The organism is Streptomyces sp. NPDC048416, from assembly GCF_043200435.1.
In the GTDB taxonomy this organism is placed as follows: domain Bacteria; phylum Actinomycetota; class Actinomycetes; order Streptomycetales; family Streptomycetaceae; genus Streptomyces.
Genome location: NZ_JBICXU010000003.1, coordinates 170,776 through 191,773, shown reverse-complemented (window position 1 = coordinate 191,773; position 20,998 = coordinate 170,776). Strand labels below are relative to the sequence as shown.

The 20,998-nt window shown below is 71.9% G+C and carries 16 protein-coding genes; 9 read left to right on the top strand and 7 right to left on the bottom strand.

Annotated features, from left to right (window positions below; translation table 11 throughout):
- Window positions 1-7 precede the first annotated feature (7 nt).
- From ACGFW5_RS05620 to ACGFW5_RS05605, 4 genes are all read left to right on the top strand, one after another.
- Window positions 8-3,952: a Pls/PosA family non-ribosomal peptide synthetase gene (locus ACGFW5_RS05620; protein ID WP_393832886.1), complete on the top strand. Its 3,945-nt coding sequence runs from the start codon at window positions 8-10 to the stop codon at window positions 3,950-3,952.
- Window positions 3,949-5,367, top strand: coding sequence for a M1 family metallopeptidase (locus ACGFW5_RS05615; RefSeq protein WP_393832885.1), 1,419 nt, complete (start codon window positions 3,949-3,951; stop codon window positions 5,365-5,367). Before ACGFW5_RS05620 ends, ACGFW5_RS05615 begins: the two co-directional genes overlap by 4 nt.
- 295 nt (window positions 5,368-5,662) lie before the next feature.
- A complete protein-coding gene (locus tag ACGFW5_RS05610) occupies window positions 5,663-6,661 on the top strand; it encodes an urea transporter (RefSeq protein ID WP_393832884.1) in 999 nt (332 codons plus the stop codon).
- A 96-nt stretch (window positions 6,662-6,757) separates the two neighbouring features.
- The gene (locus tag ACGFW5_RS05605; protein WP_393832883.1) at window positions 6,758-8,845 is read left to right on the top strand and encodes an MDR family MFS transporter; all 2,088 of its coding nucleotides are present in this window, start codon (window positions 6,758-6,760) and stop codon (window positions 8,843-8,845) included.
- 142 nt (window positions 8,846-8,987) lie between these two features.
- Here ACGFW5_RS05605 and ACGFW5_RS05600 read toward each other — a convergent pair whose 3' ends face one another.
- The gene (locus ACGFW5_RS05600) at window positions 8,988-9,416 is read right to left on the bottom strand and encodes a YchJ family protein (protein WP_393832882.1); all 429 of its coding nucleotides are present in this window, start codon (window positions 9,414-9,416) and stop codon (window positions 8,988-8,990) included.
- Between the two features lie 314 nt (window positions 9,417-9,730).
- Here ACGFW5_RS05600 and ACGFW5_RS05595 point away from each other — a divergent pair, with 314 nt between their 5' ends.
- Together ACGFW5_RS05595 and ACGFW5_RS05590 are read left to right on the top strand one after the other, a co-directional pair.
- On the top strand, window positions 9,731-10,339 hold the full coding sequence (locus ACGFW5_RS05595; protein WP_393832881.1) for a GPP34 family phosphoprotein: 609 nt from the start codon (window positions 9,731-9,733) through the stop codon (window positions 10,337-10,339).
- A gap of 183 nt (window positions 10,340-10,522) precedes the next feature.
- Window positions 10,523-11,338: a hypothetical protein gene (locus tag ACGFW5_RS05590; RefSeq protein ID WP_393832880.1), complete on the top strand. Its 816-nt coding sequence runs from the start codon at window positions 10,523-10,525 to the stop codon at window positions 11,336-11,338.
- Between the two features lie 44 nt (window positions 11,339-11,382).
- Here the strand turns inward: ACGFW5_RS05590 and ACGFW5_RS05585 are convergent, their stop codons facing one another.
- From ACGFW5_RS05585 to ACGFW5_RS05575, 3 genes are all read right to left on the bottom strand, one after another.
- On the bottom strand, window positions 11,383-12,189 hold the full coding sequence (locus ACGFW5_RS05585) for an SAM-dependent methyltransferase (RefSeq protein WP_393832879.1): 807 nt from the start codon (window positions 12,187-12,189) through the stop codon (window positions 11,383-11,385).
- A 143-nt stretch (window positions 12,190-12,332) separates the two neighbouring features.
- Window positions 12,333-12,599: a DUF397 domain-containing protein gene (locus ACGFW5_RS05580; RefSeq protein WP_393832878.1), complete on the bottom strand. Its 267-nt coding sequence runs from the start codon at window positions 12,597-12,599 to the stop codon at window positions 12,333-12,335.
- On the bottom strand, window positions 12,600-13,460 hold the full coding sequence (locus ACGFW5_RS05575) for a helix-turn-helix domain-containing protein (RefSeq protein WP_393832877.1): 861 nt from the start codon (window positions 13,458-13,460) through the stop codon (window positions 12,600-12,602). It abuts the gene before it with no gap.
- Between the two features lie 206 nt (window positions 13,461-13,666).
- On the opposite strand from ACGFW5_RS05575, the gene ACGFW5_RS05570 reads away from it, so the two are divergent.
- Both ACGFW5_RS05570 and ACGFW5_RS05565 read left to right on the top strand, forming a co-directional pair.
- Window positions 13,667-14,140: an ATP-binding protein gene (locus ACGFW5_RS05570; protein WP_393832876.1), complete on the top strand. Its 474-nt coding sequence runs from the start codon at window positions 13,667-13,669 to the stop codon at window positions 14,138-14,140.
- A 272-nt stretch (window positions 14,141-14,412) separates the two neighbouring features.
- Window positions 14,413-14,754, top strand: a complete 342-nt coding sequence (locus ACGFW5_RS05565; RefSeq protein ID WP_393833083.1) for a hypothetical protein — start codon at window positions 14,413-14,415, stop codon at window positions 14,752-14,754.
- Between the two features lie 86 nt (window positions 14,755-14,840).
- Here ACGFW5_RS05565 and ACGFW5_RS05560 read toward each other — a convergent pair whose 3' ends face one another.
- From ACGFW5_RS05560 to tdh, 3 genes are all read right to left on the bottom strand, one after another.
- On the bottom strand, window positions 14,841-15,755 hold the full coding sequence (locus tag ACGFW5_RS05560) for a LysR family transcriptional regulator (protein WP_393832875.1): 915 nt from the start codon (window positions 15,753-15,755) through the stop codon (window positions 14,841-14,843).
- A gap of 141 nt (window positions 15,756-15,896) precedes the next feature.
- Window positions 15,897-17,078 carry a glycine C-acetyltransferase gene (locus ACGFW5_RS05555; protein WP_393832874.1) on the bottom strand — a complete coding sequence of 394 codons (1,182 nt, stop codon included), beginning with the start codon at window positions 17,076-17,078 and terminating at the stop codon, window positions 15,897-15,899.
- Window positions 17,079-17,299: 221 nt separating this feature from the next.
- Complete coding sequence (tdh, locus tag ACGFW5_RS05550; RefSeq protein ID WP_393832873.1) at window positions 17,300-18,328, bottom strand: L-threonine 3-dehydrogenase; 1,029 nt, start codon at window positions 18,326-18,328, stop codon at window positions 17,300-17,302.
- A 763-nt stretch (window positions 18,329-19,091) separates the two neighbouring features.
- Between tdh and ACGFW5_RS05545 the strand changes: the two genes are divergently transcribed.
- On the top strand, window positions 19,092-20,957 hold the full coding sequence (locus tag ACGFW5_RS05545) for a hypothetical protein (RefSeq protein ID WP_393832872.1): 1,866 nt from the start codon (window positions 19,092-19,094) through the stop codon (window positions 20,955-20,957).
- Window positions 20,958-20,998 lie beyond the last annotated feature (41 nt).

The following is a 20,998-nucleotide window of genomic DNA, read 5'->3' as shown; positions in this document are numbered from 1 at the left end:
ATACCGTATGTCTTCGCATCTGCCGGCCGTCTTCCGCGGCGCAGCCGCCCCGCACCCCCGCACCCTGCTCGACGTACTGGACGCGACGGCGGCCGCCCATCCGGGCTCGCCCGCGCTCGACGCCGGCGGCGAGCGGCTCACCTACCAAGACCTGTGCGACCGGATCACCGAACGTGCCGTGCGGCTCACCCGTCACGGCATCGGTCCCGGAGATCGGGTCGGCGTCCGCGTGCCGTCCGGCACCTGCGATCTGTATCTCGCCATCCTGGCGGTCCTGTTGTGCGGCGCGGCGTACGTACCGGTCGACGCGGACGACCCCGAGGAGCGCGCGGCGACCGTCTTCCGCGAGGCCGGGGTGTGCGCCGTCATCGAGGCGGAGGAGCGGATACTGCCGGGCGTCGTGGCGCCGCTGGGAGCGCGCTGGCGTGCCGCACGGCCCGACGACGATGCCTGGATCATTTTCACGTCCGGTTCGACGGGGCTGCCCAAGGGCGTGGCGGTCACCCACCGCTCGGCCGCCGCGTTCGTGGACGCGGAAGCACAACTCTTCCTGACCGAGCACCCGTTGGGGCCCGGTGACCGGGTCCTTGCCGGGCTCTCGGTCGCCTTCGACGCCTCGTGCGAAGAGATGTGGCTGGCCTGGCGGAACGGCGGCTGCCTGGTGCCGGCTCCCCGCTCGCTCGTGCGGGCGGGACACGAACTCGGCCCCTGGCTCGTCGAACGCGGCATCACCGTGGTCTCCACGGTGCCCACGCTCGCCGCGCTCTGGCCGGACGAGGCGCTGGAGGAGGTACGGCTTCTGATCGTGGGGGGCGAGGCCTGTCCGGGCGCCCTGGGGGACCGGTTCGCCGTCAAGGGCCGCGAGATGTGGAACACCTACGGTCCCACCGAGACGACGGTGGTGGCGAGTGCCGCCCGGATGCTGCCCGGCGAGCCGGTCCGGATCGGACTCCCGCTCGCGGGCTGGCAGTTGGCGGTCCTCGACCCGGCCGGGAACCCGGTCCCCTACGGAGCCGAGGGCGAGCTGGTCATCGCCGGGGTGGGCACCGCGCGCTATCTCGACGGCGCCAAGGACGCCGAACGGTTCACGCCGCTTGCCCTCCTGGACACCCCTCGCGCCTATCGCACCGGAGACCTCGTCCGGGCCGACGCGGCGGGACTCGTCCACCTCGGCAGGTCCGACGACCAGGTCAAGGTGGGCGGGCGGCGCATCGAACTCGGTGAGATCGACGCCATGCTGAGAGCGCTCCCCGGTGTGCGCGCCGCGGCCGGCGCAGTGCGCGGGACCCCGGCCGGCGGGCAGATCCTGGTCGGTTACGTGGTGTCCGAGCGGAACGGATTCCGCGCCGACCAGGCACGCGGCTTCCTCGCCGAACGACTGCCGGCCGCCCTTGTGCCCCTGCTCGTCGAGGTCCCCGATCTGCCGACCCGCACCTCGGGCAAGGTCGACCGGGACGCGCTCCCCTGGCCGCTGCCCTCGCAGCGCGGCCCCCTCACCGCGGCCGAAGTCGACGGCTCCACCGCGGGCCGCCTCGCCGGGGCGTGGGAGCGGATGCTGGGCGTGCGCCCCCAGCCGGACAGCGACTTCTTCGCGCTCGGCGGATCCAGCCTGAGTGCCGCGCGGCTCGCCTCCGAACTGCGTGAGCACTACCCCGGGGTGTCCGTCGCGGACCTCTACCGCCGCCCGCTGCTGCGGGACATGGCCCAGCACCTCGAATCGCTGGAGGGGCCCGCCGCCGAGACCCGGGCCGTCCAGCCGGTGCCGCGCCGCGCCGGAGCGGTCCAACTCCTCGTGACCACCGCCCTGTTCGGGGTGGCGGGGTTGCGTGGCCTGGTCGCGCTTGCCACCCTCGACAACGTCCTCGGCTGGATCGCCCCGCACGCCTGGGCGCCGCACACCTCCTGGTGGTTCGTGCTCATCGCCACCGTCGTTCTCATGAGCGCGCCGGCCCGCTTCGCGATCGGCGCGACAGCGGCGCGCCTGCTCACCCGGGGGATGACGGCGGGCGCCCATCCGCGCGGCGGCGGCGTCCACCTGCGGCTGTGGACGGCCGAGCGCATCGTCGCCGCGTTCGGTGTGTCCTCTCTGCTGGGCACGCCCTGGGCGCGTCTGTACGCGCGTTCACTGGGCTGCCGGGTCGCAAAGGGCGTCACGCTGCACGCCATGCCGCCGGTGACCGGCATGGCCACGATCGGCCGGGGTGCGAGTGTGGAACCCGAGGCCGACATCAGCGGCTGGTGGCTCGACGGCGCCACCCTGCACATCGGCGCGGTGCACATCGGCGACGGCGCCCGGGTCGGCCACCGCGGCACCCTGATGCCCGGCGCGGTCCTCGGCGCGGACGCCGAACTGGAGCCCGGCGCCTGCCTGGACGGATCCGTCCCGCCGGGCCGGCGCTGGCTCGGCTCACCGGCCCGGCAGGCCGAAGGGGGCGAGCACGTCGCAGGGGCCGGCTGGCCCGCGCCGCGCACCGGGCGCTCGCGCCGCTGGGCCGCGGCGTACGCGCTCTCCCTCACCGCGCTGCCCCTGCTGTCGCTGCTCTACATCGCCCCCGCGCTGGTCGGGGTGTACTTCCTGGTGCGGTCCTGCGACACGCTCTCCGCGGTCGCGGTGCGGCTGCTTCTGTCCGCGCCCCCCATCGCCCTGATCACCACTCTGTTCTCGATGCTGACGCTGGCCGCGCTGGTACGGATCCTCGGGCGGGGCCTGCGGCCCGGCTTCCATCCGGTGTGCGGCGGTGTCGCCTGGCGCGCCTGGCTGGTGACGCGGCTGGTCGGCGGCGCCCGTGGCAGCCTCTTCCCGCTGTACGCGAGTCTCGCGACCCCGGTGTGGCTGCGGCTGCTCGGGGCCCGGGTGGGACGGCGCACCGAGATCTCGACGGTGCTGCCGCTGCCTTCGCTCCTCACGGTCGAGGACGGGGCGTTCCTCGCGGACGACACCCTGGTGGCACCGTTCGAAATCCGTGGCGGCTGGCTGAAGTTGGGCAGGGCGAGCGTCGGGCGGCGGGCCTTCGTCGGCAATTCGGGCATCGTCGGACCGGACCGCCGCGTACCGGACGGTGCGCTGATCGGTGTGCTGTGCGACGCTCCCGCGCAGAGCGAGCCGGGCAGTTCATGGCTGGGGCGGCCGGCTCTGCCGTTGCCGAGGGTGGCGGCCACGGGCGACCCCGGCCGCACCTTCGACCCGCCGCGCCGGCTTGTGCTCGCCCGGGCCGCCGTCGAGCTGTGCAGGGTGGCGCCGTTGATGTGCTCGGTGCTGCTTTCCGAGGCCGTACTGATCGGGGAGCAGAGCGCTCTCAACCGGGGTGGGCTGCCGCTCGCCGCACTGGCGGGGACGGCGCTGCTGGTGGTCGCGGCCGCGGTGGCGGGGCTGACGGCGACCGCGGCGAAGTGGATCCTGGTCGGCCGGTTCGAGGCGGGCGAGCATCCGCTGTGGTCGTCCTTCGTGTGGCGCAACGAGCTGTACGACACCTTCGTGGAATCCCTCGCGGTGCCGTGGATGGCGGGCGCGTTCACCGGGACCCCGGTCCTCAACTGGTGGCTGCGCAGCCTGGGCGCGCGGATCGGGCGCGGGGTGTGGCTGGAGACGTACTGGCTGCCGGAGACCGACCTGATCAGTCTCGGGGACGGTGCGAGCGTGAACCGCGGCTGTGTGCTCCAGACCCATCTCTTCCACGACCGCATCATGCGTCTGGACACGGTACGGCTCGCCGAGGGCGCTTCGCTCGGCCCGCACAGCATCGCGCTGCCCGGTACCCACATCGGCGCCCGGGCGTCGGTGGGCGCCGCCTCCCTGGTGATGCGCGGCGAGAGCGTGCCGCCGGACACCCGTTGGGCGGGCAACCCCATCGCGGGCGAGCGGACCACGCCGTCGCACGCCCAACCTGGCCTGCCCGAAGGAATGGTGACGGCGCATCAGAACACTTCGTCCCGGGAAGGGAGCGCCGCGTGACCCGGTACAGCCGGCGCTCCCTCGTCCGGGTCGCCGCCCTGTCCACGCTCGGCACGCTCGCCGTGGCGGACGAGGCGGCCGGTGGCCGCCGGGAGCGCTACTTTCCGGGACACGGTTCGTACGGGCACGACACGCTCGCCTACGATCTGCGGATCGCCTACGACTCCGTCAGCGGCCGTCTCGCCGGCACGGCGATCATTCAGGCGGTCGCGCTGCGGCCGCTGGAACGGGTCGAGCTCGACCTGTACCGGCTCGGCGCGCACGCGGCGCACATCGACGGCCGGGCCGCCCGGGTGCGCCAGCGACAGGGCAAGCTGTACCTGACGCCCAGTCAACCCGTGGCAGCGGGCGAGCTGTTCACCGCCAAGGTGCGGTACGGGGGACGGCCGGGACCGGTTCGCTCACCGTTCGGCAGCATCGGCTGGGACCGGACCGGCGACAGCCACGACGGCACCCTGGTCGCCTCTCAGCCGCTCGGGGCCCCGTCCTGGTTCCCCTGCAACGACCGGCCCGACGACAAGGCCGCGTACACCTTCCGCGTCACGGTGCCGCGCGATCGGCAGGCGCTCGCGAACGGGACGCTCACCGAGTGCCGCAGCGAGGGCTCGACCGACGTGTGGACCTACCACCACCCCGGCCCGATGGCCACCTACCTGGCCGCGCTCTACACCGGCCGCTTCCAGCACGACAGCGTGCTGGCGCCGGGGGCGCCGGGCGGACGGGCGATCCCGGTGCACAACGCCTATCCGTCCCGGGTCGCCGACGCGGCCCGGCACGATCTGGGCCGCCAGCCGGACATGCTGCGGCACTTCTCGCAGCTGTTCGGGCCCTACCCGTTCGAGGCGTACGGGGCGGTGGTGGTCGACGCGGATCTCGGCGCGCCGGTCGAGAACCAGACCCGCTCGGTGTTCGGCCGCAACCACATCGACGGGCGGCGTGGCTGGGAGACGCTGGTGGCCCACGAGTTGGCACACCAGTGGTTCGGCAACAGTGTGGGCATCCGCGAGTGGCGGCACATCTGGCTCAACGAGGGCTTCGCGACGTATGCCGAATGGCTGTGGTCGGAGCACATCGGCGAGGCCGGTGCCGATGAGATCGCCCGCCGCGAATGGCGGGGCCTCGCGCGGCGCGGCCAGAATCTGCGGCTCGCCGAACCGGGACCGCGCCGCATCTTCGACGACCGTCTCTACAACCGGGGCGCGTGCACCCTGCACGCGCTGCGCCTGACCCTGGGCGACGACCGGTTCTTCTCGGTGCTGCGTGGCTGGCACGCGGCGCGGCGCGGGCGCACCGGTGACACCGCCACCTTCATCGCCCACGCCGAGGCCACCGCGGGCCAGGCGCTCCGCCCGCTGCTCCAGGCCTGGCTCTACGACAAGAAGCTCCCCGACCTGCCGACCGAACTCGCCGGCTGACGCCTGGCCCGGGGCCGGGCGCTGCTGGGCGGTCCCGGGCCGGGCAGTGCTGGGCGGTCCCTTGCCGGGCCGGGCAGGGAACACGCTTCGCACGACGCGGCTCGTGCCATCGTCCGGGAGCGCTCTCCGGGTGCTGTCGTCGTATACAAACCTTTCGGGCCGCGCCACTTCCCGACACTTCTGTGCATAATTGCGCCTACATGTGGGCCTTGCTGAGCCCCATATGCCGCCCCTTACAGTGCGCTTGGCTGTTACGAGCCGATTTCTTGGGTCTTAGGGGGAGGGTCGCGTGCGAATGCCGCGCACTGGACAACGGGGGCTGTTCGCGGTGCACGTGCTGCGCGGCCAGGCGCAGGTGCACTTCATGCCGAGCGCCGTGACCGGGGCGATCTTCACGATCGCGCTGTTCGTCGCGGGCTGGCAGTACGGCCTCTACGGACTGCTCGGCACGGCGCTCGGCACGGGCACCGCGCACCTGCTCGGGGTGGACCGTGGCCGGGTGTCCGCCGGGCTCGAAGGATTCAACGCCTGTCTCGTCGCCGTCGGCTTCGCCGTGTTCCTCGGACCGCAGTACCCGTCCACGATGGTCCTGGCGGCGGGCGGCTGCGCGGTCGTCACCGTGGTCACTGCGGCGGCCACGACCCTGCTGCGCGGCTGGGGGCTGCCCGTCCTGACGCTGCCGTTCTGCCTGATGGCGAGCGCGATGACGATCGCGGCGCCGGGCTTCGAGCGGGTGTGGCACCACGGCACGGGGACGGCCGAACTGAGCCGGGCGGCCGAAGGAACCGTCGCGCTGGCCGTCGACGACGTGGGACGTGCCTTCTTCGCGAACATCGCGCAGATCTTCCTCATGCCGCAGTGGTACGTGGGCCTCATCCTCCTCGTCGGCATCTTCGCGGCGAGCCGCACGGCCGGGGCGATGGCTTGCGTCGGAAGCGCCGTCGGCCTGGTGACCGCCTGGGCGCTCGGCGCCCCCGCCGCCCGGATCGTGGACGGCACGATGGGCTACAACGCGGTGCTCGTCGCGATGGCGCTCTGCGGGGTGCTGCTCGCGGCGGACCGCTGGAGCCTCGGTTTCGCGATGGTCGGCGCGGCGGCGGCCACCGTGCTCGGGCCGGCCGTGAAAGCGCTCTCCGCACCGGTCGGCGGGCACTGCTTCACCTGGCCGTTCGTGCTCACCACCCTGGTCTTCCTCGCCTCCGTACCGGCGCTGCCCAGACTCCACCGCGCAGGCCCGCCGGTGCGGCCGCTGTCCGAGGCGGCGACCGGTTCGGGCGTCGTCCTGGGGGCCTGAGAGCCGGCCTGAGAGCCACCCGCGCCGGGCGAACGCACATCATCCGCACGGCCGACACGGCATGCGCTCCGCCAGGGACGGTGTGAGGGTGCAGGGGTGACCACTGCCAGCGATGCAGCGCCCGTGCCGGCACCGCCCGTGTCAGCACCGCCCGTGCTCGATGTCCGGCAGCGCAACATCGTCTTCGGAACGATCATGCTCGGCATGTTGCTGGCCGCGCTCGACCAGACGATCGTCGGGACCGCTCTCCCCACGATCGTCTCGGACCTCGGCGGCGCCGCCCACATGTCGTGGGTGGTGACGTCCTACCTCCTGGCCGAGACCGTCGCCACCGCTCTGGTCGGCAAGTTCGGTGATCTGTTCGGCCGGAAAGTGGTCTTCCAGGTCTCCGCGGTCATCTTCATCACCGGCTCCTTCCTGTGCGGGCTCGCGACGAACATGTCGCTGCTCATCGCCTGGCGGGCGCTTCAGGGCATCGGCGCCGGCGGCCTGATGGTGACCGCGATGGCGTTGATCGCCGACGTGATCCCGTTGCGCGAGCGAGGCAAGTACCAGGGCGCGATCGGCGCGGTGTTCGGTGTGTCCACCGTCATCGGCCCGCTGCTGGGCGGAGTGTTCACCGACCATCTGAGCTGGCGCTGGGCGTTCTATGTGAACGTCCCCGTCGCCGTTGTCGTGGTCGTCGCGGCGGCCCGTAACATCCCCTCGGTCCGTTCGGCGGCCAAACCCGTCATCGACTACCTCGGCATCGGTCTGGTCGCCGCGGGATCCAGCGCCCTGATCCTGGCGACGAGTTGGGGCGGCAACGAGTACGCCTGGGGCTCTCCGACCATCATCGCCCTGTTCGTGGGCGGGGTGATCGCGCTCTCTCTGTTCTGCTGGGCGGAGACCCGCGCCGTCGAACCGATGCTGCCGATGCGGCTGTTCCGCAACCCCGTCTTCACGGTGTGCTCGGTCCTCAGCTTCATCGTGGGGTTCGCGATGCTCGGCGCGATGACCTTCCTGCCCACCTACCTCCAGTACGTCGACGGCGACTCAGCCACCATCTCCGGGGTGCGCACCCTGCCGATGGTCATCGGCCTGCTCATCGCGTCGATCTTCAGCGGCAATGTGGTGAGCAGGACCGGCCGGTACCGGATCTTCCCCATCGTCGGCGCCCTGGTCATGGGGGTGGGTCTGTACCTCCTGTCGTTGATGGGGCCCGACGTCGGTGCCTGGCTGGAATCGCTCTACATGTTCGTGCTCGGCCTCGGCATCGGGCTGTGCATGCAGGTCCTCACCATCGCCGTGCAGAACACCGTCGACTACGCGGACCTCGGCACGGCGACGTCCGGTGTGACCTTCTTCCGTACGCTCGGCAGCTCGTTCGGCACCGCCGTCTTCGGCACGATCTATGCCAACACCCTGAAGACGAACCTCCAGGCCGGGGTCGCCGCCGCGGCGCGGGCCGGCGGGACGGATCCGGCGCAGCTCGCCAAGGCCGCGCAGTCCCCGGAGGGGCTGCATCAGCTTCCCCCGGCGTCGGCGGCTCCCCTCGTGCAGGCGTACTCCGACAGTCTGCACACCGTGTTCCTGTGGACGGTGCCGGTGGCCGCGGTGGGTTTCCTGGTGGCGCTCCTCCTCAAGCAGGTCGAGCTGCGCGACACAGCGCGCTCCGCGTCCACCGACATGGGCGAGGGCTTCGCCAGGCCGACCACGGGCGACTCCGCGAAGGTGCTGGAACTCGCGGTCGGCCAGATCGTGCGCGCGGCGGACATGAACACCGCCCGACGCATCGTCGCCGCCTCCGACACCCGGCTCGACGTGGCAGGAGCGTGGGCGGTCATGCAGGTCGAGCAGCACACGCGCATGGTGGGGCACGCCGGCCTCGGCCTGATCGCCTCCCGCCGCCACGTGCCGCCGGAGGTACTCGTGCCGGTGTTCCAGCGGATGGTCGACGAGGGGTTCCTCAGCCGCGAGGGCAACTACTTCTCGCACACCCCGGCGGGTGAGCGCGAGGTCGAGGCCATCACCGCATCCTGGTCGGCCTGGCTGAACGAGCAGTTGGAGAAGGACCGCGGCAGGCCGCGCAGTGCGGAACTGCGCGCCGCGGCGGACACCATCGCCAAACGCCTGATGGCCGAGGACCTGGCGAACGGACTCCCCGCGATCCGCGAGAAGACACCGGCCCCCACCCCGTCCTGAGAGCGCTCACAACCACGACCGCCACGAGCGGCGCGAGCGGCGCGAGCGGCGCGGTCATGTGGGGCGCGGGCATATGGGGCGCGGCCCCGTAGAGCGCGGGCACACGGGGGTGCGGCCCCGTGCGGCGCCGCGGCGTGCGGCGTCAGTCGGTGAAGAGCGCGTCCACGTAGACCCAGCCGCCGTCGACGCGCGAGAACCGGCTCTGCTCGTGCAGCGAACCGCTCTCTGCGCCATGGGTGTAGTGCGCCCGGAAGGTGACCGTGCCGGTGGTGTGGAACGCGCTGCCGTCGGTGGTGTCCAGGATCTCCAGGCGCGTCCAGCGCATGCCGGGGTCAAGGTCGAGGTCCGTGGGCCGGGTGACCGGATGCCATGTGCGCAGCAGGTACGGACGGTCCTGGACCGCGAAGGCGCTGAACCGGGACCGCATCAGCGCCTCGGCGGTGGGAGCGGCGGCCGTACCCGCGTGGTAGCGCCCGCAGCACTCGGCGTACGCGGCGGGCAGCCCGCAGGGGCAGGACTTCGGAGCGGCGGGGCGTGCGGGGCGTGCTGGACGCTTGGTACGACGGGACATGCCCCCATCTGATCACAGGCACACGCGCGCGCTGTCACCCCTGAACGGGGCACGGGAAGAGGGCGGGACTCCCCCAAGTCTCACTACGATGCGCTCATGGTCCGACACCCTGAGAGCGCTCCCTCCCTCCGCGGGCCGGGTGCCACCGGGCCGCCGGCCGCGCCACGCTGCTCCACGAGGGCGGCGCAAGGCGTGCTCTCGCCTCGTGCCGCTCGTCCTGCCGCGCATTCGACCGGCCGCCCCACAAGGTGGGGATGTGCCGTGCCGTATGCGTCCGGTGTCCATGCCGTCTTCGACTCGCCCAGGGAAGCCACATGACCACAGCACGGGACCTGCTGATTGTCAGCATGGACGTCCCCGCCGCCGACCGTCCCGTCGAGCAGGGGGATCTCTCGCTGGCCCTGGCCGGGGCCGAACTCCTCGACCTGGCCGCCGCCGAGGCACTCACCCTGGACGACGACCGCATCGTCCCGGGATCGCCGAGCGACGTGCGGGACGGCCAGCTGGCACGAGCGGCGGCGGCGCTCTCACGGCGGGAACCGTACGAGTCCGTGCAGGACTGGCTGTGGCGCCGGGGCCGTGGCCTGCGCGCGGCCTACCTCGCCGCTTTGGAGGCGGAGGGCAGCATCACCCGGCAGCGGCAGCGTTTTCATCCGCTCAGCAGCGGCAGGGTGACGGTGGCCGACGGGCCGGACCGGCGCCGGGCCGCAGAGCGCTGGGCGTCGGGCGAGCCCGTCCTGGCCGCTCTCGCGGCAGCGGTCCGGATCCAGGACGCGCCGGCCGACGAGCTCGCACGCCTCACGTCGGACACGGTCGTGACCGTATTGGCGGCCGTCGACGAGGCGGTGACGGAACTGGCCGGCGAACGGCAGCGGCGCACCATCGAGGACGCCGCCTTCGACAACATCTGGCGCGGCCAGTGACCCGGCGCCGGCGCGACTCCCCCGTGCCGTAACCGCGTCCTGGGCGCCCGCACGCAACAACCCCGTCATTCGCTGTCCGCCATACGTGGAGTTACCGCGGTTAACCCTGCGCGAGCAACCCTACGGTGATCACCGGCGCGCCCGAGGCGCCGCAACGTGGCTGATCCAGCAGGGAGTTGTGAGATGAAGCAGAGGTTCGGCGTCCTGGTCGCGGTCGGCGTCCTGGTCCTGGGAACGGCCGGAACGGGCAGCGCGCACGCCGGTGCGGCGGGGGGAACGGACAGCCCGCACACCGGTGCAGCGGGCAGGGGCGGACCGTATGCCGGTGCGGCCCGAACGAACAGCGCGCACGCCGATGCGGCCCGAACGAGCAGCCCGCACACCGGCGCAACGGGCAGGGGCGGCGCGTACGCCGGGGATGTGGCGGCGCGTCACTGCCCCACCGCGGAGATCTTCGCCACCGACAACACGGCGATCATCACCGATCCGGCCGACGTCCGGCTGAAGACCCGCCTCACCCGCTTCGACCACGAGGTCCGCGCGATCATCCACGCCAACGGCGCGCGCCCGGGCGCGTCGCAGTTGCTCAACGGCCTTTACTGGTCGGGCGAGTTGGAGCAGGTCACCTACGAGCGCTCACGCGCCTTCGACGTCGGCCGGGTCAACCGTGACGGGCTGCATCACATCGCCGGAACCATCGCGAAGCGGTACCACCAGGAGTCGGTACTGACGTTCCGCTGCCTGCCCCGCACCTCGCCGGGCACCGACGCGGTCGAGATCCAGGCACCCGGCGTGTCGGCGACCGCGCTCCACGACGCGCTGGTCGCCGACCCCGAGGCGCGCCACGACCTCGGCGGCGGCTCGGGGACCTCCGACGGGCGCCTCGTTCTCGTGGCGCCGCTCGGCGGTCTCCCGCTGGCCAAGCGGTTCACCAAGGCTCTCGGCGTCGACTGGAGCCGGGCCCAGGTCCGGTACGGGGACGAGGAGTTCGTCTCGTGACCGCCCTCGCCCGGATGTCCCGTCCGCCTCCTGCGCCTTACGCTTTACGCCTTACGGGCCACGCCCGCGTAGACGGGAAGGGTGGCATCGCCGTCGAGAGCGCTCTCACCGAGTTCCGGATGCCAGGAGGCGGCCAGGCCCACGCCCGGGTCGACCAGGTCCCGGCCCTCGAAGAACCGGGCGACCTCGGCCCTGGTCCGCGGGCGCAGGGTGACGCCGCCGCTCCGGTAGAGCTCCACCGCGCGGGCGGCGCTCTCCGGGTCGAAGTCGCCGGTGATCTGCGACAGGACCAGGTAGCTGCCCGGCGCGAAGACGTCCAGGAGGCGGTCGACGATGCCGTACACATCGTCGTCGTCCCCGATGAAGTGGGTCAGGGCGATCAGCGAGACCGCGACCGGACGCTCGAAGTCCAGGGTGCCGCGGGCCAGTTCGAGGATCCGCTCGGGTTCGCGGGCGTCGGCCTGGATGTACTCGGTGACGCCTTCGGGGGCGGAGCGCAGCAGGGCCTCCGCGTGACGCAGCACGATCGGATCGTTGTCGGCGTACACGATGCGGGCGTCGGGGGCGGTGCGCTGTGCGATCTGGTGGAGGTTGGGCTCCGTGGGTATGCCGGTGCCGATGTCCAGGAACTGGCGTACTCCCTGTTCGGCGAGCCAGCGCGTGGCGCGGTGCATGAAGGCACGGTTGACCCGCGCGATGTCCCGGCCGCGCGAGTCGAGCGCCAGCAGTTGCTCGGCAAGCACCTCGTCGACCGGGTAGTTGTCCTTGCCGCCGAGGAACCAGTCGTACACCCGGGCCGGGTGGGGCTTGCTGGTGTCGATCTGGATGGCGGTGCGGTCTTGCCCGGTCATGTGCGCTCCATAGGGATGAAGGTCAGCGAACAGGGGTGCGGATCACGGAAGTTGCGGTTCGGACGGCCCGGCGGACCGGGCGGCAGGAGCTGACGGATCAGGTCAGCAGGAGCTGGTGGATCAGGTCAGCAGGAGCTGGTGGATCAGGTCAGCAGGAAGTCTGCCTTGCCCGACTTCGCGCCCTGGATGAAGGCGGCGATCTCGCCGGGGGTGTAGATCAGCGCGGGGCCCTCCGGATCGGCCGACTGGCGCACCGCGACCCGGCCGTCAGCCAGTTTCATGGCCTCGAAGCAGTTGCCCCCGTTTCCCCCGCTCCAGGGCTTGTGCCAGCCCTCGGCGCCGAGTTCGGTGGCGGGCATGCCGTTGTAGATGCGCCCGGCCGCCGGCCCGCCGTCGTATATGTGATCCATTCACAGCTCCTTGCGGAGACCTTTGAGGATCTCCTTCGTGCGTTGTGCAGTCGCGGCCTGAGCCGCCATGCGGTCCATGACCTCCAGGTGGGTGGCCACCTCGGGGCGCGCGTCGAGGTAGACGGCGCCGGTCAGGTACTCGCTGTAGACCATGTCCGGCAGCTCGGGCACGGCGAAGCGGAAGAGGACGAAGGGCCCGTACGTCCCCGGGTGGTGCCCCGAGGAGAACTCGGCCACCTGCACGGTGACGTTGGGCAGCGTCGAGGCTTCCAGGAGGCGGTCGATCTGGTCCCGCATCACCTGCGCCGTGCCCACGGGGCGGCGCAGCACCGTCTCGTCCAGGACGACCCACAGCCGGGGCGCGTCCTCCCGGGTGAGCAGCGACTGGCGTGCCATGCGCAGCGCCACGTGCCGGTCTATGTCGGCATGGCTGGTGGCGCCGAGCGCGCCGGTGCGCATGACGGCGCGGGCGTATTCCTCGGTCTGGAGCAGCCCGGGTACGAAGTGCGGCTCGTACGAGCGGATCAGTGAGGCCGCGCCCTCCAGGCTGACGTACATGCTGAACCAGTCCGGCAGGATGTCGTGGAAACGCTGCCACCAGCCCGGCTTGTTGGCCTCCTCGGCGAGGGCGACGAAACCTTCCGCCTCCTCCTCGGCGATCCCGTACGCCCGCAACAGCAGGACGACATAAGGGATTTTGAGGGAAACCTCGGCCATCTCCATGCGCCGGATCGTGGCCGGGGCCACCCGGAGCACCTTGGCCGCCTCCTCGCGCCTGAGGCCGGCCCGCTCGCGCAGGTCCTGAAGGCGTCTGCCCAGCACGACCTGGCCCACGGTCGGGGCGGACCGGGGTTCACTCACTTCAGACCTCCCCACGCGCTGTTGTCAGCAGTGTGCCATGTCGTTGCAGATAGGAGAACGGCACTCTGCAATTTTCACAGTGCCTCTTGCCAAGTGTCCGGCTTGGGTACAAGGTGAGTCCGTGAACCAGTTCACACGCGGTCGTCGGGTGCAGCCTCGGGGGAGGCCGCACGGGACACCGCCTCCCCACTGTGAGGATTCCGGTCGTGGCTCCTGGTAACGCGCTCATTCCCCAGCTGACAGGCGCCTGCTCCGGAACCACGGTGCGTCGGTACGCCTTCGACGTGCCGGCCCGTACCGAGTCGGTCTCCCTCGCACGTCGGCGCAGCAAGGACATGCTGACCGGCTGGGGGCACCACGAGGAGCTGCACGAGACCGCCGCGCTGGTGATCTCGGAGCTCGTCACCAACGCCGTCGTCCACACGGCCGGCGACCACATACTGTGCGAACTCACCGACCTGCGGCGGGCGTTGCTGATAGCCGTCAGGGACCTCGGCTGCGGATCGGCAGGGCCACGCCTGTGCCACTCCGGCGACGAGGAGGAACGCGGACGCGGACTGCTGCTCGTGGACGCGGTGAGCAGTGCCTGGGGCGCGCACGAGGCCCCGTACGGGCCCGGCCGGATCGTCTGGGCCGAGCTGGCGCACGCGGGGCCGGGCAAGGCGGTCCTTGAGTGCTGAGAGAGATTCTTCCCTGGGGACCTCGGTCCGGGCGACAGGGCCCGCGACCCGATGGGTCCGGAACCGCCGGGCCCCGTGGCCCCGTGCGCAGTGGGGGTGCGCACGGCGTGCCCGGGCCCGGCGGCTCCGCCGCTCGACTCGGCGGCGGAATACCACGCGCAACACCATGCGGCGATGGAGGGCTGCCCGGTGGTGGGGGGACGTCCGGTGGCGGAGCGCTGCCGGGTGCCGGAGCGCTGCCGGGCGGTGAGGTGCGGGCCGGCGCCGGGGGTCTGCGCGGTGGTGGGGTACTGCTGCCGTCGATCCGGCCCGCGACGCTCGGGCGGGATGCGGTGGGCGTGCCTGCCGCGCACGGTTTCCGGCTGCTGTCCCGGCTGCCCCGGTCGGGGTGCGTGTTCGCTTCCACCCACTGGTGGTGGTGGATCGTACCGGCCGGCTCCGACCACGATCTGCCCTGGCCACGGCCGGTGCGCTACGCGCCGGGCGCGGTGGTCCCGGACGCCGAACGGCCCCGTCTGATCAACTTCCCGGACGGCCCGACCCCGTACACCCCGCCGATCCCGCTGTACCTCGTGGTCTGCCAGCTGACCGGCACGGCGCCCGCCTGGGCCTGAGGCATGTCCCAGGGAGTCCCGTCCGGAGCGAAGTCACGGTAGTGACTCACCGGCACGCCCCGGCCGTCCCACCCGGACACCGTCGGTCAGTCGGTGGGCAGGCCGTCCGCCGCCCGCGCGAGCGCCTCCAGCACCGGCCGGAACAGCGGATGGCTCTCCGCTCCCCTGCGTACCGCGGCGAACACCCTGCGCGTCGCCGCCGGGCCCGCCACAGGACGGACCACCGTGTCTCTCTGCTCCATGCCGCGCAGCGCCGAACGCGGCACGAGCGCCACCCCCGCGCCCGCGCCCGCCAGCGCGACCACCGCCCGGAAGTCGTCCGACGAGTGCACCAACTTGGGCTGGAACCCGGCGAGTTCACACGCGAGCAGCATCACGTCGTGGCAGGGGTTGCCCGGATACGGTCCGATCCAGTCGTCGTCGGCGAGTGCCGACAGAGGGACCTGCGGGTCCTGGGCCAAGGGGTGCGCTGCGTGCAGCACGGCGTCGAACGGCTCGGCGTACAGCGGGACACGCGAGAGCCTGCTGTCGTCCTCGCGCGGTGCGCCCCGGTACTCCACGGCGAGCGCCAGGTCCGCCTCGCCGTCCAGGACCAGCGGCAGGGCCTCGTCTCCCTCGGCGTCGCGCACCCGTACCCGGATCGCGGGACGCGTCGTGCGCAGCCGCGCGATGGCGGGGGCCAGCACTTCCGCGATGCCCGTAGCGAAGGCGGCCACCGTGACCTCTCCGGCCGCGCCGCCCGCGTAGGCCGCGAGTTCCGCCTCGGCCCGCTCCAGCTGCGCCAGGACCGCATTGGCGTGCTCCAGCAGGATCTCGCCTGCGGCCGTGAGCCGTACGCCCTTGCCGCTGCGCGTGAGCAGGGTGTGCCCCGTCTCCTGCTCCAGGGCGGCGAGCTGCTGGGAGACGGCGGAGGGGGTCAGATACAGCGCTGCGGCCGCGGCGGTCACCGTACGGTGGTCCGCCGCGGCACGCAGGATGCGGAGCCGGCGGGGGTCGATCACTCAGCCATTGTCGCCCGCCCGCCCGGCGGGCGACGACTCCCCCTGCCTCAGCTCCTCATCGACGCGCGAGCCTCGACGAACGCCGCACTCTGCCTCAGCTCCTCATCGACGCGCGGGCCCCGACCAAGGCCGCACCAGGCTTCAGCTCTTCATCGACTCGCGGGCCTCGACGAACGCCGCCACGGTCTTCTCGATGTCCTCGGTGGAGTGCGCAGCCGAGAGCTGGACACGGATGCGGGCCGCACCCATCGGCACCACCGGGTAGGAGAAGCCGATCACGTACACGCCGCGCTCAAGCAGCAGCTCGGCCATGCGGGCCGCCTCGGCCGCGTCACCGATCATGACGGGCGCGATGGGGTGCTCGCCGGGCAGGATCTCGAAGCCCTCCTCGGTCATCCGCGTACGGAAGAGCTTGGTGTTGGCGGCCAGCTTGTCGCGCAGGTCGCCGGCCGACTCCAGGAGGTCGAGGACCTTGAGGGACGCGGCCGCGATGACCGGGGCGAGCGAGTTCGAGAACAGGTACGGGCGGGAGCGCTGACGCAGCAGGGCGACGATCTCGGCGCGGGCCGCGACGTAGCCGCCCGAGGCGCCGCCGAGCGCCTTGCCGAGGGTGCCGGTGATGATGTCGACGCGGTCGCTGACGCCGTGCAGGGCGGGAGTGCCCGCGCCGCCGGGGCCGGTGAAGCCGACGGCGTGCGAGTCGTCGACCATCACCATGGCGTCGTAGCGGTCGGCGAGGTCGCAGATGTCCTTCAGCGGCGCGATGTAGCCGTCCATGGAGAACACGCCGTCCGTGACGATCAGTCGTCGGCGCGCACCGGACGCCTCCTTGAGCTTGGCCTCAAGGTCGGCCATGTCGCGGTTGGCGTAGCGGAAGCGGGCCGCCTTGGACAGCCGGATGCCGTCGATGATCGAGGCGTGGTTGAGGGCGTCGGAGATGACCGCGTCCTCGGCGTCGAGCAGGGTCTCGAAGACGCCGCCGTTGGCGTCGAAGCAGGAGGAGTAGAGGATCGTGTCCTCCTGGCCGAGGAAGGCCGACAGGCGGCTCTCCAGCTCCTTGTGCACGTCCTGCGTACCGCAGATGAAGCGGACCGAGGCCATGCCGTAGCCCCAGCGATCCAGGGCGTCCTTGGCGGCGGTGACGACCTCGGGGTGGTCGGCGAGGCCGAGGTAGTTGTTGGCGCAGAAGTTGAGCACGTCACCCGAGGGCACGGTGACGGACGAGCTCTGCGGGGTGGAGATCACGCGCTCGGGCTTGAAGAGGCCGGCTTCCTTGATCTCGTCGAGCGTCTTCTGAAGGTCGTCGCGGACGTTCGCGTACATACGGGGTTTGCTCCTAGGGCGGGCAGAAGGCGGAACGGGCCGCCGCCTGCGGGAGGGGCCGACGGGGGGCAGGCCTGTGCGGAGGGGGCGTACAGCCAGTGCGGGAGGGTCAGAGCCCCGGGGGCCCGAGCCCTCTACCGGGGGCCGGGGCCTGGGCGGGTCCTGGGCCCTCACCCGGGGGACGGGCCTGGCCGGGGCGGGGCCTGGGCCCACGGGGGGGCTCAGACGGTCCAGTCGAGGATGATCTTGCCACTGCGCGCGGTGGCGGCCTCGTCGAACGCCGCGTCGAAGTCCTGGTACCCGTACTTGCCGGTGATCACGGGGCTGAGGTCGAGCCCGCCTTCGAGCAGCACCGTCATGGCGTACCAGGTCTCGAACATCTCGCGGCCGTAGATGCCCTTGATGGTGATCATCGAGGTCACGATCCTCGCCCAGTCCACGGCGAATTCCTGGGCCGGCAGGCCGAGCATGGCGATGCGGCCGCCGTGCGTCATGTTGGCGACCATGTCGCGCATCGCCTCGGGGCGGCCCGACATCTCAAGCCCGATGTCGAAGCCCTCCTTGAGGCCGAGCTGGGCCTGGGCGTGGGCGATGTCGTGCTTGGCGACGTTGAGCGCGAGGGTGGCACCGGCCTTGCGGGCGATGTCGAGCCGGGACTCGCTGACGTCGGTGATGACGACATTGCGCGCGCCGGCGTGCTTGGCGACGGCGGCCGCCATGATGCCGATCGGTCCCGCGCCGGTGATCAGCACATCCTCGCCGACCAGCGGGAACGACAGCGCGGTGTGCACGGCGTTGCCGAACGGGTCGAAGATCGCGGCGATGTCGAGGTCCACCTTGGTGCGGTGCGCCCACACGTTGGAGGCGGGCAGCGCGACATACTCCGCGAACGCGCCGTTGCGTCCGACGCCGAGGCCGATGGTCGAGCGGCACAGGTGACGGCGCCCTGCCAGACAGTTGCGGCACTTTCCGCACACCAGGTGGCCCTCGCCGCTGACGAGGTCGCCCACCGCGATGTCCTGGACGTCCGAACCGACCGCGGCGACCTCGCCGACGAACTCGTGGCCGAGGATCAGCGGCGTCCTGACGGCGCCCTGCGCCCAGCCGTCCCAGGAGCGGATGTGCAGATCGGTGCCGCAGATGCCGGTGCGAAGGACCTTGATCAGCACGTCGCTCGACCCGGTCTCCGGCTCGGGCACGTCCATGAGCCACAGTCCGGGTTCGGCGTGCTGCTTGACAAGTGCCTTCATGGGCGGAACTCCCGGCGTACGGAGAGGGGCGGCCCGGCCACGGAAAGCGTGGCTGGACCCGGGGCGTGGTGCTGCCAGGACGCCCCCGGCCGACGTACAGGACGTACGACGGCCCTGCGGCTGTCGTACGACTGCCGTACGGGACGTGACGTACAGCGGCCGTGCGACCGTGCGGTCGGCAGGCTGCCGTGCGGGGCAAGACTGCCGTGCTGGGGCGTACTGAGCGGTTGTGCGGGGCGGTACCGCTATTGGTACCCGTACCGGCATTGGTACCGGTACGGCAGACCGAACCGACTGATGGACCCGTCCGATCTGACTGATCACCAATCTGCCGAGCCCGGCCGCCGGAGTCCATCGAGGATTTCTTAAGCAGGCCAACAGCCCAGCTTCACGCGCGCCCCTCACGCCCCACCCGTTTCGCCGCCCGATCATCCCGCAGCCCGCGCCGCGACCGTCCGACTGCGCGCGCCACGACGCCCGGAAACCGCACGCGGGGCGCCTCTGCGGGACAGACGGAAGAACAACCGGATGGAGCAGTCGCACCCGGGGCCCACGGACAAGGCGGGCGGGGCCCGCAGAGAGGAGGGGCGGGGCGCGGACCGTACGCCGCCGCCTCGGGACCGCCCTGCCCCCTCCCCATCAGGCCACCGCACCCACCACGGCCCCCACACCCACCACGGCCGCCCACGCCGTTACGGCCCTTGGCTATCGTGACCCCACCACAACGAGGGGACGGCGCCGGCGTGATGCGGGGGATGGCACGGTGAGGGGGCCGGACGACCGGCACATACGGGTGCCCGTCGGGGAGGGTGCCGCCCGTTGGGCGACCCGCGGCCGGTGCCGACGCGTGCTGCTGGTGGTGCACAACGTGACATCGGCGACCCGGCTGCTCGACGTGCTGCCCCTCTTCCACGACGACCTGCGCATACAACTCCTGGCCACCTGCACCGGCTCCTCGGCGTTCCAGGGCGGAGTCGAGGCCCTGCTCGCCGAGACGGGGGTCCCGGTACTGCCGTGGGAGCAGGCGCTGGAAACGAAGGTGGACCTGGCGATCACATCCAGCCTGGGCGGCCAACTCCACCGTATTTCCGGGCAGTTGGCACTCCTCTCCCATGGCGCGGGCTACAATAAGACACTCGCAACGCCGGATGCCGGATGCCGGATGCCGGATGCCGGATGCCGGATGCCGGATGCCGGATGCCGGATGCCGGATGCCGGATGCCGGATGCCGGATGCCGCGATCGTCTCGGAGTCGGCCTCGCGTCGCGAGCCGTCGCCTGAGAGCGCTCTCGCAACTCCCCCCGCCCCCGCTTCCCCCGTCTTCGGCCTTTCCCGCGAGTGGCTGCTGCACAAGGGCGTTCCGGTCGCGGACGCCATGGTCCTCTCGCACCCCGAGCAGCTGGACCGGTTGCGTGCCGCATGCGCCGAGGCGGTTCCCACGGCCGTCCTCGCCGGCGATCCTTGCTACGACCGCATGCTGGCCGCGCGGCCGTACCGAGAGCGCTTTCGCAGGGCGCTCGGGGTACGCCGGGGACAGCGGCTGGTCCTGCTCAATTCGACCTGGAATCCCGAGTCACTGTTCGGCGACGGCGGCGGGGACGACGTACTTCCGTCCCTGTTGCCCCGGCTCACCGCGGAGTTGCCCGGCGACGAGTACCGGGTAGCCGCCGTCCTGCACCCCAACATCTGGCACGGGCACGGTCCGGGGCAGATCCGGGCATGGCTAGACCAGGCTCTGCGCGGCGGCCTCGCACTCGTCGACCCCCTGCATGACTGGCGCCAGGCGCTGCTCGCGGCGGACGTGGTGCTCGGCGACCACGGGTCGGTGAGCTACTACGCGGCAGCCCTCGGCATCCCGGTGCTGCTCGGTTCGGCTCCCACGAGCGGACTCGACACCCGGTCCCCGGTGGCCGCATTCGTACGACAGGCCCCGCGGTTCGAGCCGCACACCCCTCTGGCAGCCCAACTGGACGCCCTGGTGGCCGGACACCGCCCCCTTCCTGGTCCGGCGTGCCTGACCACGTCCGCGCCGGGCGAATCGGCGGCGCTGCTGCGGAGCCTGTTCTACCGGCTCATCGGCATACCCGAGCCCGAGCGGCCCGCACTCCTGGAACCGCTGCGGCTCCCCCCGTACCAACGCCCGCCCGTCACCGCCCCGTTGAGCGTCCTGACCCGGGTGACGACCGACCCCTGCGAGATCCATGCCGCCCGGCACGCGGACCCCCGGTACGAGTCCGAAGGCGAGGGCCACGCCCACACAGCCATCCATGAGGACGCGCGCGACACCGCCCAACTCGACCTGGCCGACGTGCTGTTCAGGGAGGGCGAGCCGGACGACCCCCGCTTCGGTTCGCCCGCGCAGTGGACGTCCGAGGCATTGGGGCGCCATCCCCACAGCTCACTCGCCGCCTACATCACGGGGCCCGGCGAGTGCACGGTGCGGACCCGCACCGGGCACCTTCTGCACCTCACGTGCGAACCGGGCGGCCTGGACGGCCTGGACCCGGCGGCAGCCGTCTCGGCGCTGCACGCCTGGCTGACGTCGGGTCGCACGGTTCAGGGCGCCGTGGATGAGGGGCTGACCGTCCGCACGGGCGCGACCGTCCACCGCGTCAGAGTCGCGACGTGACTGACACTCGGTTCCCTGCCCCGATCCGTCGACCAGACCAT

Bases quoted from the DNA above. Each gene is read 5' to 3' on its own strand.
- ACGFW5_RS05620 (WP_393832886.1), top strand. From the start codon at position 8: ATGTCTTCGCATCTGCCGGCCGTCTTCCGCGGCGCAGCCGCCCCGCAC.
- ACGFW5_RS05610 (WP_393832884.1), top strand. From the start codon at position 5,663: ATGCCGCGCACTGGACAACGGGGGCTGTTCGCGGTGCACGTGCTGCGC.
- ACGFW5_RS05600 (WP_393832882.1), bottom strand. From the start codon at position 9,416: ATGTCCCGTCGTACCAAGCGTCCAGCACGCCCCGCACGCCCCGCCGCT.
- ACGFW5_RS05595 (WP_393832881.1), top strand. From the start codon at position 9,731: ATGACCACAGCACGGGACCTGCTGATTGTCAGCATGGACGTCCCCGCC.
- ACGFW5_RS05590 (WP_393832880.1), top strand. From the start codon at position 10,523: ATGAAGCAGAGGTTCGGCGTCCTGGTCGCGGTCGGCGTCCTGGTCCTG.
- ACGFW5_RS05585 (WP_393832879.1), bottom strand. From the start codon at position 12,189: ATGACCGGGCAAGACCGCACCGCCATCCAGATCGACACCAGCAAGCCC.
- ACGFW5_RS05580 (WP_393832878.1), bottom strand. From the start codon at position 12,599: ATGGATCACATATACGACGGCGGGCCGGCGGCCGGGCGCATCTACAAC.
- ACGFW5_RS05555 (WP_393832874.1), bottom strand. From the start codon at position 17,078: ATGTACGCGAACGTCCGCGACGACCTTCAGAAGACGCTCGACGAGATC.
- tdh (WP_393832873.1), bottom strand. From the start codon at position 18,328: ATGAAGGCACTTGTCAAGCAGCACGCCGAACCCGGACTGTGGCTCATG.